This window comes from Phenylobacterium sp. (assembly GCF_041919955.1).
GTDB lineage: Bacteria > Pseudomonadota > Alphaproteobacteria > Caulobacterales > Caulobacteraceae > Phenylobacterium.
The window spans coordinates 1-9,941 of record NZ_JAYRSU010000042.1 but is presented as its reverse complement, the minus strand read 5'-3'; the positions used below and the strand labels follow the sequence as shown (position 1 = coordinate 9,941).

Sequence of the window (9,941 nt, the reverse complement as noted above, 5' to 3'; positions counted from 1 at the left end):
ATGGCCAAGGAAAAGTTCGAACGCACTAAGCCGCACTGCAACATCGGCACGATTGGTCACGTTGACCATGGCAAGACGACGCTGACGGCTGCGATCACCCTGACGCTGGCGAAGACCGGCGGCGCGAAGGCGATGAACTACGCCGACATCGACGCTGCGCCGGAAGAGAAGGCGCGCGGGATCACCATCAACACCGCGCACGTGGAATACGAGACGGCCGACCGTCACTACGCGCACGTCGACTGCCCCGGCCACGCCGACTACGTGAAGAACATGATCACGGGCGCGGCGCAGATGGACGGCGCGATCCTGGTGGTGTCGGCGGCCGACGGCCCGATGCCGCAGACCCGCGAGCACATCCTGCTGGCCCGTCAGGTGGGCGTGCCGGCTCTGGTGGTGTTCATGAACAAGGTCGACATGGTCGACGACGCCGAGCTGCTGGACCTGGTGGAGATGGAAGTTCGCGAACTTCTGTCGAGCTATCAGTTCCCGGGCGACGACATTCCGATCGTGAAGGGCTCGGCCCTGGCGGCGGTTGAAGACCGCAACCCGGAAATCGGCGCGGACCGCATCCTTGAGCTGATGACCCAGGTCGACGCCTACATCCCGCAGCCGGAGCGTCCGGTTGACCTGCCGTTCCTGATGCCGGTGGAAGACGTGTTCTCGATCTCGGGCCGCGGCACCGTGGTGACCGGCCGGATCGAAAAGGGCGTCGTGAAGGTCGGCGAGGAAGTCGAGATCGTCGGCATCCGTCCGGTCCAGAAGACGACCTGCACGGGCGTGGAGATGTTCCGCAAGCTGCTGGACCAAGGTCAGGCGGGCGACAACGTGGGCGTGCTGCTGCGCGGCACCAAGCGTGAAGACGTCGAGCGCGGTCAGGTTCTCTGCAAGCCGGGCTCGATCACCCCGCACACGAAGTTCGTGGCCGAGGCCTACATCCTGACCAAGGAAGAGGGCGGCCGTCACACGCCGTTCTTCACCAACTACCGCCCGCAGTTCTACTTCCGCACGACGGACGTGACCGGGATCATCCGCCTGAAGGAAGGCGTCGAGATGATCATGCCGGGCGACAACGCCGAGCTGGACGTCGAGCTGATCACCCCGATCGCCATGGACCAGGGCCTGCGCTTCGCCATCCGCGAAGGCGGCCGCACGGTCGGCGCCGGCGTCGTGGCCAAGATCGTCGAATAGTCGATCAAGCCTACGCACTGAAAATCAGGCCGCCGGGGGCAACCTCGGCGGCCTTTTTCATGACCCGCAGCGGGCGCAAAAAGAAAGCCGCCGGGCGAACCGGCGGCTTTCGACGTTCTGGATGTTCCGGCCTCAGTAGCCGCGGCCGTCGACAGGCCGCATGGAGGTGACCGCCTCGCCCAGGCCGTACTGGCGCAGGTCGCTGACGTCGCGATCGAAGATCTGACAATTGCCGCGGAAGTCGCTGTCCTTGCAGACCTGCCACGCGCCACGGCCCTCGATGCGCAGGCTCATCGCCCGGTCGTTGTACTGACGGGGGAGATTCGTGACCTCGCGGTTGGCCTGGTAGGCCTGTCCGCCGAAGCCGGGGCTGCTGTAGAGCGTAATCGTGCTGTTGTGGCCCCCCCCCCAGGGCGGCCGGCCGCCGCCGCCGCCGCCCCAGCGGCAGGTCAGACGGCCGTTATCGTTCATGATGTCGTCGCGGCAGTCGCGGAAATTCAAGCTGCTGTATTGCCAGCGGCCCCGGTTGTCCTGGCAGCTCGCCGTCAGGACGTCGCGATTGGCCCGCGCATCGCGGCAGCTCTGCTGATAGGTGCCGGAGGGGATCTGGCCCCAGCCGCCGCCGCCGCCGCCGCCGCCGCTCCAGCCGCAGCTCAGGCGACCGTTCTCGTTGGAGATGTCGTCACGGCAGTTGCGATAGTTGAGGCTGCTGTACTGCCAGCGGCCGCGGTTGTCCTGGCAACTGGCGGTGAGGGTGTCGCGATTGGCGCGGATATCGCGGCAGCTCTGCTGATAGGAGCCGGGGGGCGTCCATCCGCCGCCGCCGGCGCCCCAGCCGCCGCCCGGTCCGCCCCAACGCTGATCCTGTTCCTGCGCGTGCGCTCCTGCGCCGCAAAGCGCCGCGGCGGCGACCGCAACTGCGAACCATGTCTTCATCGATCGGTCTCCCAAGATCTCTAGTTCGACCACGCGTGGCGTTGAACGCCCCCGGAGTGCATTAGACACCAGGTCAAAGCGTCAGCATAGAACGCGTCGTTTACGTCTCGTGGTTTAGCTTGCTCTACCTGAACGGCAGCTGACGTTTTCGGCCGCCGCGGTTCGAGGTCTTGCGATGGGCGCTGATCTGGTTGTCGACACCATAAGGCCCGAGCATCTGGATGGAGAGCTGGCCCGCCTTTGGCGCGAGTTTCGCGACGCCGCTCCCGCATTCCGCAGCCCCTACTTCGACCTCCGCTATGTGCGGGCGGCCGGCGAGTTCGCGCCCGGCGCCGAGATAGCGGTGATTTCGCGTGGGGAAGTCGTGGACGGGCTACTGGCCTTCCAGCGGCGTGGGCGGCTGATCCAGCCGGTCGCTGCGCCCCTGACCGACTACCACGGCCTGCTGGCCAGGCCCGGCGCCGACATCGACCTCGGCGCGGTGACCGCCGCGCTCGGCGCGCGCCGCTTCCGATTCAGCGGCCTGACCGGGGCCGGAGCGCCGCGTGGGGCGGCGACGCGCGTGGCGATGGTCGCGGACCTGTCCGCCGGCTTCGAGGCCTACCTGGCCGGACGCCGCAGCGATTTCCTGAAGGACAAGCGGCGACGGGCGCGCCGCCTGGCCGAGGATCATGGCCAGGTGACGTTCGAGCTGTCGAACGACGGCGAGGAAGCGCTGGACTTCATCCTCCGGCTCAAGCGCGACCAGATGCGGCGGTCGGGCCAGCACGACGTCTTCTCCAGTCCCTGGACCGTGAGCTTCATCAACGCGCTGGCGGCGCGGAGCGCGGCCGACTTTGGGCTGCGGTTCGCCAGCCTGCGGGCCGGCGGGCGGCTGGTGGCGGCGGAACTCGGCCTGCAGTCAGGCGGCGCCTATCACCTCTGGTTCCCGGTCTATGATCCGCGGTTCGCCAGGTATTCGCCCGGTGCGTTGATGACCCTGGAGACGCTCCGCGTGCTGGCGGGGGAGGGCGTCGACGTCGTCGACTTCGGACCGGCCGGCGAGACCTACAAGCGTGATTTCGCCAGTCCGGGCGCGAGGGTCTGGGAAGGCGACGTGACCAACGGCGGATGGGTTGAGGCGACGCGTCGCACGGCCGACATTGTGCTGCGCCGTGCGCCCGGGGCGCGTCGCGCGCTAGGCGCGATGGGGGAGCGGCTTGATCGCCGCTGGGACCGGATCACCGCCTGCGAGCCGCGGCTGGAGGGCCGGGTGGGCGCCGCTTCCCACGCGCTGACCGTTCTGGCGCGCCGGCGGCCGGGCGCGTCCATCGGCATAGGGCTAGGCCTCGGCGTCGGCCTCTACAGCCTGCTGGCGGACTAGGCCGGATCGGGGCGATCGCGATTCGGCGCGCCGGTGGCCGGGTCGGTCAGCGTCTTGTTCGAGCGGCTGGTGTTTTCGGCGCCGGGAGGCTCTGTGGCGGGACGCGGCGGACGTCCCGGTTTCATGTCTTCGTCGCGATTGCGGGCGGCGTCCGGTGGCCGCGGGGCAGGGTTGGGCATGGCGTTCACTCTCCTTGATCACGACGGCGAACGCGGAGGCGGCGGGATCGATCCTTCCGCCGTCCGCCCCGAGCCGAAGTGACTTGAAATGGAGGGCGCTTTGCGTCATACGCCTCCGTCCTACCCGACATCGTTGGAGTCTGACTTTCCATAGCCGCCAGGGCGGACGAGCGGCGCCACAGCCGCGGTTCTCCAAGGCCAGGAAAGACGGGCGAAAACGGGCCGGGTGGCGAGCGTAGGAGTGTAGCTCAGCTGGTAGAGCATCGGTCTCCAAAACCGAGGGCCGGGGGTTCGAGTCCCTCCACTCCTGCCATTCACTATATATGTACGTCGGGCGCACAGCCGCTCAGCCTGAAGAAAGTCGTTAGAGCCTGATGGCCAGGAAACCGGGTTCGACCCCGCAAGCGATGAAGACCCGCGCCGCCAAGACGGCCGCGGCGATCGCCCCGGCCTCGGCCCTGGCGCAGGCTGCGCCCGCCAAGAAGCGGACCAGCCCCGCCCAGTTCGCCCGCGAAGTTCGCGCCGAGGCTCGCAAGATCACCTGGACGACGCGCAAGGAGACCTGGATCACCACCGTCATGGTCGGGATCATGGTCGTCATCGCCTCGCTGTTCTTCCTGGCCGTGGACTTCGGCCTGGGCCTGGGCATGAACCTGCTGCTGAAGCTCGCGAACGGGGGCTGATAAGAGATATGAACGCCGAAACCCCCACCGCCCCGAACCCCCGCCACAAGTGGTACATCGTCCACGCCTACTCGAACTTCGAGAAGAAGGTGGCCGAGTCGATCCGCGAGCAGGCCAAGAGCCAGGGTCTGGAAGAGAACTTCTCCGACATCCTGGTGCCGACAGAGGACGTCGTCGAAATCCGCCGCGGCCGGAAGGTCAACGCCGAGCGCAAGTTCTTCCCCGGCTACGTGCTGGTGAAGATGGAGCTGACCGACGAGGCCTACCACCTCATCAAGAACACCCCGAAGGTGACGGGCTTCCTCGGTTCGGGCTCCAAGCCCATGCCGGTTTCGGAGCGTGAAGTCGCGCGTATCATCGGCGCCATCGAAGAGGGCGTGGAGCGTCCGAAGCCGACGATCTCGTTCGAGATCGGCGAGCAGGTCCGCGTCACCGACGGTCCGTTCGCGAGCTTCAACGGCTCGGTCGAGGCGGTCGACGAAGAACGGGCCCGCCTGCGCGTCACCGTCTCCATCTTCGGCCGCGCCACGCCGGTCGAGCTCGAATACGGCCAGGTCGAAAAGCTGGCCTGACGGCCGGCGACGTCGGAACATCGAAAAGGGCCCCAGCTTCCGGCCGGGGCCTTTTTCTTTGCCGCGGCCCCAGACGGTTGTCTCAGTCGGCCCCGTCTGCTAGTAGCCCGCGCTTCGGTCCGAGGGGCCGCCTTGCGCTTGCGCGAGTGAAATCCGTGGGAGGGGAGGCCATCCGACCCCGCACCACGGCTCAACCGACCGGATCTTCCGGTCACGAGGAGAAACCATGGCCAAGAAGATTCTGGGCTATATCAAACTGCAGGTGCCGGCCGGCTCCGCCACCCCGTCGCCGCCGATCGGCCCGGCGCTGGGTCAGCGCGGCGTCAACATCATGGGCTTCTGCAAGGAGTTCAACGCCCGCACCGAGAAGGAGCCGAAGGGCACCCCGCTGCCGACCGTGATCACGGTCTACCAGGACAAGTCCTTCACCTTCATCACCAAGACCCCGCCGGCGACGCACTTCATCAAGCAAGCGCTGAACCTGAAGTCGGGCTCGAAGGCACCGGGCCGCGAAAAGGCCGGCTCGATCTCGCGCACCCAACTGCGCGAAATTGCCGAGAAGAAGATGAAGGACCTCAACGCGAACGACGTTGAAGCCGCCGCCAAGATCATCGAGGGCTCCGCGCGCTCGATGGGCCTCGAAATCGTGGAGGCCTAAGACATGGCTAAGCAACCCAAGCGCATCCAGGCCTGGACCGGCGACCGCAACGCCACCCACGCCGTCGAAGCCGCCGTCGCCCTGGTCAAGGCCAACGCCAAGGCCAAGTTCGACGAGTCGATCGAAATCGCCGTGAACCTGGGCGTCGACCCGCGTCACGCCGACCAGCAGGTCCGCGGCGTGGTCTCGCTGCCGTCCGGCACCGGCCGCGACGTCCGCGTCGCCGTCATCGCCAAGGACGCCAAGGCCGCCGAAGCCACCGCCGCCGGGGCCGATATCGTCGGCGCCGAAGAGCTGGTGGAGCGCATCCAAGGCGGCTTCATGGACTTCGACCGCGTGATCGCGACCCCGGACATGATGGCCCTGGTCGGCCGTCTGGGTAAGGTGCTGGGCCCGCGCGGCCTGATGCCGAACCCGCGCGTCGGCACCGTGACCCCCAACGTCGGCCAAGCCGTGAAGGACGCCAAGGGCGGCGCCATCGAGTTCCGCACCGAAAAGACCGGCATCATTCATGCCGGCATCGGTAAGGCCTCGTTCTCGGAAGAAGCCCTGCTCGTCAACGTCCGCGCTCTGGTGGACGCGCTGAACAAGGCCAAGCCGTCGGGCGCCAAGGGCACCTACATCAAGAAGATCAGCCTGTCGTCGACGATGGGGCCGGGCTTCAAGGTGGATACGAGCTCGGTCGGCGCCTAAGCGCCACCCGAACTCGCAAGAGCTCGAAGGGAGCGGCCCGCAAGGCCGCTCCCTTTTTCTTTGCGCGCGAAGGGGGTCTTATGGCTGATGCAAGGAGGGCGCGGCATGGAGCTAAAGACCACCCGCTATGAGGTCGCGGACGGCATCGCCGTGGCGACACTGTCGCGGCCCAAGCGGCGCAACGCCTGGACCGGGCGGATGCACACCGAATATCGCTGGATCCTGCAGCAGGCCGACGCAGATCGCGACGTGCGGGTGATCGTCGTCACCGGCGATCCGGAGGGGCAGGCGTTCTGCGCCGGCGCCGACCTGGGCGCCCTGGAAGGCCATTCCGAGAAGGGGCGCTACGATCCCGGCACGGCCGAGGACATCGCCACGCCTGGCTTCGGCGTCGATGAGCGGTTCGATGCGGCCTTCGCCTATCACTTCGGGATCGGCAAGCCGGTGATTGCGGCGATCAATGGCCCGGCGGCCGGGATCGGCCTAGTGCTGGCCGCCTTCGCTGACCTGCGCTTCGCGGCCAAGGGGGCGAAGTTCACGGCCGCGCACGGTCGCTTCAACTTCCCGGCTGAGTTCGGCTTGTCGTGGGTGCTGCCGCGGATCGTCGGTCTGACCCACGCCAACGACATCCTGCTGTCCAGCCGGGTATTCACCGCGCATGAGGCCGACCGCATGGGGTTCCTGAACGAGCTGGTCGAGCCTGAGGAACTGATGCCGGCGGTGATGGACTACGCCCGCAAGCTGGCCGACAGCGTGGCCCCCGGTTCGGCGCGTGAGACCAAGCGCCAAGTCTATCGCGACCTTCACCGCGATGCGGCGAGCGCGGTCAACGAGGCCGAGCGGCTGCTGGAGATCATGATCAAGGATCCCGACTACAAGGAGGGCGTGAAGGCATGGATGGAAAAGCGCGCAGCCGCCTGGAGCGGCTGAGGCTTTCCTTCCGTGGCGCCGCGGCTAAGCTCCACCCAAGGTCGAGAACAAGGGGAGGGGACGATGGCTTTGCGTCTGTGGGGCGGGGTCCTGGCGGTCGGCGCGGCTTTGGCGCTGGGCGGCGCGGCCCGGGCGGAACGCTTCGACTTCGTCGCGATCGGCGACACCGCCTATAATCCGAGTGTCGACTACCCGGTCTACGAGGCGCTGATCGCGCGGATCAACAAGGCCCGTCCCGCCTTCACGATCCATGTCGGCGACACCTGGGGGGCTTTGCCCTGCACCGAGGCGCAGCACCGCTCGATCCTCGACTGGTTCGCCAAGTACGATCACCCGGTCGTCTATACGCCGGGCGACAACGAGTGGGCGGACTGCCGCAAGGCCGACGTCCTGGAGGCCTATTCCCGCTATGTGGCGAAGAAGGCGACGCCTGCGGACCTTGCCCTGCTGACGCCGCTGCGCGGCCTGGACGCGGGCATGACCAGCGCCGGCTACGACGATCCGATCGGCAGCCTGGCGCTGATCCGTAAGGTGTTCTTCGCCAAGCCCCAGAGCGTCGGCGGCAAGACCATGACGCTGGTGCGCCAGCCCGATGTCTCGACCTTCAAAGATACGGCGGAGAACACCCGTTGGGAGAAAGGCGGGGTGGTGTTCGCTACGATCAGCGTCCCCGGCTCGGGAAACGGCTTCCTGATTCAGAACGAGGCGCGCGCGGCCGAGGCGATCGCGCGCAACCGAGCCAATGTCGACTGGATCAAGGCGACCTTCGCCGAGGCCAAGGCCGTCAAGGCCAAGGCCGTGGTGATCTCGCTCCAGGCTTCGCTATTCGTCGACGGACATGGCGACGAGTTCTCGGGCAAGGAACTGCGCGGCGGGAACGAGGGGCCGTATTACTTCGTCGCCCTGGCGATCCGCGACCTGGCCGAACAGTTCGGCAAACCGGTGCTGGTGGTGAACGGCGACTTCCACGACTTTCTGGTCGATCGTCCATTCATGATCAGCCAGGGGGAGGCGAAGGCTCCACGCTATGCCAACATCACGCGGCTACAGGTCTACGGAGCGCCTGAACTGAAGGCCGTGAAGGTCGGCGTCGATACCGACACGCCCTGGGTCTTCAGCTTCGAGCCGCTGTACAATTGAGAGGCGGCGCGTGGCGGGAAGCGGCAGGCATCTGACCGAACTGGCGACCGAGGACGCCGTCGAGGCGCAAAGCAAGGGCGCGCTTCACCTCTATGCCTGGTTCGGGGCGCGCGGCACGTTCGTCTGGGCTGTCTCGACCCTGATCCTGCGCCTGTTGCCCAGCGCCTGGGTGGATCGCCCGGCCTGGACCCTGCTGATCAGCGGCCTGGTCTCGGGGACCGGGCTGGTGGCCGCCACGCTGCTCTTCCTGCGCAAGATCGAGCAACGCCACCGGCTGCCGGCGCTGGTCTGTTTCGTCGCGCCTCAGATGGTGCTCGACGCCGGGGTGACGGTCTTCTTCACCCACATGCTGCCGAACTTCCCCGCCGACCACGCGGCGCTGTTCGGGGCCTTCGTGCTCTGGTGCTATGCGGTCATGCTGACGACGGCCGTAATCGCGACGCGGCCAAGGGCGGGGTGACACGGTTGTCTTTCCGGCCCAATCCGTGTAAAGGCCGCGCCTTCTAGAGTTTCGTCGTTCCGTCAGGGGCGGCGTTGGACGGAAGGGCTCGCTCTTCCGCTCCTGTCCAAGAACCGTGGGGACCCAGGGGCCGCCTGGGCGCCATAACACGAGGAAGAGCCCTTCCTCGGCCATGGGGAGACGGGAAGATGAGGTTCCGCCGGCCATCGGCTTCGATGGGCGCGTGACCTGCGACTTCTCCGAAAAGGACAGGCTTTAGCGCGCCGCGTGCGGGCTCGCCCGCGCATGTCGCGTCTGGTCGCTGGAATCGTCCGGCGGCCTAGCTTGAGTATGGAGACCGCAATGGACCGCGCTCAAAAGCAGGAGTCGATCGAGTCGCTGAAAAGCGTCTTCGCCGACGCCGGCGCCGTGGTCGTGACCCACAACCTGGGTCTGACCGTTGCGGAAATGACTGATCTTCGCCTCCGCCTCCGCAAGGAAGGCGCGGCGCTGAAGGTGGTGAAGAACACTCTGGCCCAGAAGGCCCTGGACGGCTCGATCGGTGAAGCGGGCGACGCCCTGTTCACCGGCCCGGTCGCCATCGCCTATGCGTCGGACCCCGTCACCGCCGCCAAGATCACCTCTGAATACGCCAAGGGGAACGACAAGTTCGCCATCGTCGGCGGGTTCATGGGTGCCGAGGTTCTGGACCAGAAGGGCGTCGCCGCCCTTGCGACCCTGCCGTCGCTGGACCAGCTCCGCGGCAAGATCATCGGCCTTCTGCAAGCCCCGGCCACCAAGGTCGCCGGCGTTCTGCAGGCTCCGGCCGGTCAGCTGGCTCGCGTCATGGGCGCCTACGCCGCCAAAGACGCCGCCTGATCGTCATTCCCGAACACAACCTCTATTCCCCTAAGGACACACCATGTCGAAGCTTGAAAAGATCGTCGAAGAACTGTCGGCCCTGACCGTTCTGGAAGCCGCTGAACTCTCGAAGCTGCTGGAAGAAAAGTGGGGCGTCTCGGCCGCCGCTCCGGTCGCCGTCGCCGCCGTCGCCGGTGGCGCCGCCGCCCCGGCCGAAGCTGCCGAAGAGCAAACCGAGTTCACCGTTGTTCTGACCGCCGGCGGCGACAAGAAGATCAACGTGATCAAGGAAGTCC

13 protein-coding genes and 1 tRNA gene are annotated in these 9,941 nt (G+C 66.9%); 12 read left to right on the top strand and 2 right to left on the bottom strand.

Translation table 11 applies throughout. The features are described 5' to 3' along the window. A partial coding sequence (tuf, locus tag ACE3T2_RS20855) for an elongation factor Tu (RefSeq protein ID WP_374660967.1) occupies positions 1-1,191 on the top strand: 1,191 nt, incomplete at its 5' end. A 132-nt stretch (positions 1,192-1,323) separates the two neighbouring features. Here tuf and ACE3T2_RS20850 read toward each other — a convergent pair. Continuing rightward, the gene (locus ACE3T2_RS20850; RefSeq protein WP_374660965.1) at positions 1,324-2,127 is read right to left on the bottom strand and encodes a CVNH domain-containing protein; all 804 of its coding nucleotides are present in this window, start codon (positions 2,125-2,127) and stop codon (positions 1,324-1,326) included. A gap of 175 nt (positions 2,128-2,302) precedes the next feature. On the opposite strand from ACE3T2_RS20850, the gene ACE3T2_RS20845 reads away from it, so the two are divergent. Then, positions 2,303-3,490: a GNAT family N-acetyltransferase gene (locus tag ACE3T2_RS20845; protein ID WP_374660963.1), complete on the top strand. Its 1,188-nt coding sequence runs from the start codon at positions 2,303-2,305 to the stop codon at positions 3,488-3,490. On the opposite strand, the gene ACE3T2_RS20840 is transcribed toward ACE3T2_RS20845, so the two are convergent. Beyond that, entirely contained in the window at positions 3,487-3,669 is a 183-nt protein-coding gene (locus tag ACE3T2_RS20840; protein ID WP_374660961.1) for a hypothetical protein, read from the bottom strand. The genes ACE3T2_RS20845 and ACE3T2_RS20840 overlap by 4 nt on opposite strands. 237 nt (positions 3,670-3,906) lie before the next feature. On the opposite strand from ACE3T2_RS20840, the gene ACE3T2_RS20835 reads away from it, so the two are divergent. From ACE3T2_RS20835 to rplL, 10 genes are all read left to right on the top strand, one after another. Then, positions 3,907-3,982: transfer RNA gene (locus ACE3T2_RS20835), tRNA-Trp, on the top strand. A gap of 61 nt (positions 3,983-4,043) precedes the next feature. Continuing rightward, complete coding sequence (secE, locus tag ACE3T2_RS20830) at positions 4,044-4,352, top strand: preprotein translocase subunit SecE (protein ID WP_374660959.1); 309 nt, start codon at positions 4,044-4,046, stop codon at positions 4,350-4,352. Between the two features lie 8 nt (positions 4,353-4,360). Next, positions 4,361-4,924: a transcription termination/antitermination protein NusG gene (gene nusG, locus ACE3T2_RS20825; RefSeq protein WP_374579663.1), complete on the top strand. Its 564-nt coding sequence runs from the start codon at positions 4,361-4,363 to the stop codon at positions 4,922-4,924. A 226-nt stretch (positions 4,925-5,150) separates the two neighbouring features. Further along, positions 5,151-5,582, top strand: coding sequence for a 50S ribosomal protein L11 (gene rplK / locus ACE3T2_RS20820; RefSeq protein ID WP_374660957.1), 432 nt, complete (start codon positions 5,151-5,153; stop codon positions 5,580-5,582). A gap of 3 nt (positions 5,583-5,585) precedes the next feature. After that, the gene (gene rplA, locus ACE3T2_RS20815; RefSeq protein ID WP_374660955.1) at positions 5,586-6,275 is read left to right on the top strand and encodes a 50S ribosomal protein L1; all 690 of its coding nucleotides are present in this window, start codon (positions 5,586-5,588) and stop codon (positions 6,273-6,275) included. A gap of 105 nt (positions 6,276-6,380) precedes the next feature. Beyond that, positions 6,381-7,205, top strand: coding sequence for an enoyl-CoA hydratase-related protein (locus ACE3T2_RS20810; protein ID WP_374660953.1), 825 nt, complete (start codon positions 6,381-6,383; stop codon positions 7,203-7,205). Between the two features lie 63 nt (positions 7,206-7,268). After that, the gene (locus ACE3T2_RS20805; RefSeq protein ID WP_374660951.1) at positions 7,269-8,345 is read left to right on the top strand and encodes a hypothetical protein; all 1,077 of its coding nucleotides are present in this window, start codon (positions 7,269-7,271) and stop codon (positions 8,343-8,345) included. Positions 8,346-8,355: 10 nt separating this feature from the next. Further along, positions 8,356-8,805: a DUF5367 family protein gene (locus tag ACE3T2_RS20800; protein WP_374660949.1), complete on the top strand. Its 450-nt coding sequence runs from the start codon at positions 8,356-8,358 to the stop codon at positions 8,803-8,805. A gap of 342 nt (positions 8,806-9,147) precedes the next feature. Next, the gene (gene rplJ / locus ACE3T2_RS20795; RefSeq protein WP_374660947.1) at positions 9,148-9,663 is read left to right on the top strand and encodes a 50S ribosomal protein L10; all 516 of its coding nucleotides are present in this window, start codon (positions 9,148-9,150) and stop codon (positions 9,661-9,663) included. Between the two features lie 43 nt (positions 9,664-9,706). Next, positions 9,707-9,941: 50S ribosomal protein L7/L12 (rplL, locus tag ACE3T2_RS20790; RefSeq protein WP_374660946.1), on the top strand; the 235-nt coding region annotated here is incomplete at its 3' end.

Excerpts from the sequence above, each read along its gene's own strand:
- ACE3T2_RS20845 (WP_374660963.1), top strand. The coding sequence starts at position 2,303 with ATGGGCGCTGATCTGGTTGTCGACACCATAAGGCCCGAGCATCTGGAT.
- secE (WP_374660959.1), top strand. The coding sequence starts at position 4,044 with ATGGCCAGGAAACCGGGTTCGACCCCGCAAGCGATGAAGACCCGCGCC.
- ACE3T2_RS20805 (WP_374660951.1), top strand. The coding sequence starts at position 7,269 with ATGGCTTTGCGTCTGTGGGGCGGGGTCCTGGCGGTCGGCGCGGCTTTG.
- ACE3T2_RS20840 (WP_374660961.1), bottom strand. The coding sequence starts at position 3,669 with ATGCCCAACCCTGCCCCGCGGCCACCGGACGCCGCCCGCAATCGCGAC.
- ACE3T2_RS20850 (WP_374660965.1), bottom strand. The coding sequence starts at position 2,127 with ATGAAGACATGGTTCGCAGTTGCGGTCGCCGCCGCGGCGCTTTGCGGC.
- ACE3T2_RS20810 (WP_374660953.1), top strand. The coding sequence starts at position 6,381 with ATGGAGCTAAAGACCACCCGCTATGAGGTCGCGGACGGCATCGCCGTG.
- rplJ (WP_374660947.1), top strand. The coding sequence starts at position 9,148 with ATGGACCGCGCTCAAAAGCAGGAGTCGATCGAGTCGCTGAAAAGCGTC.
- rplA (WP_374660955.1), top strand. The coding sequence starts at position 5,586 with ATGGCTAAGCAACCCAAGCGCATCCAGGCCTGGACCGGCGACCGCAAC.
- rplK (WP_374660957.1), top strand. The coding sequence starts at position 5,151 with ATGGCCAAGAAGATTCTGGGCTATATCAAACTGCAGGTGCCGGCCGGC.
- nusG (WP_374579663.1), top strand. The coding sequence starts at position 4,361 with ATGAACGCCGAAACCCCCACCGCCCCGAACCCCCGCCACAAGTGGTAC.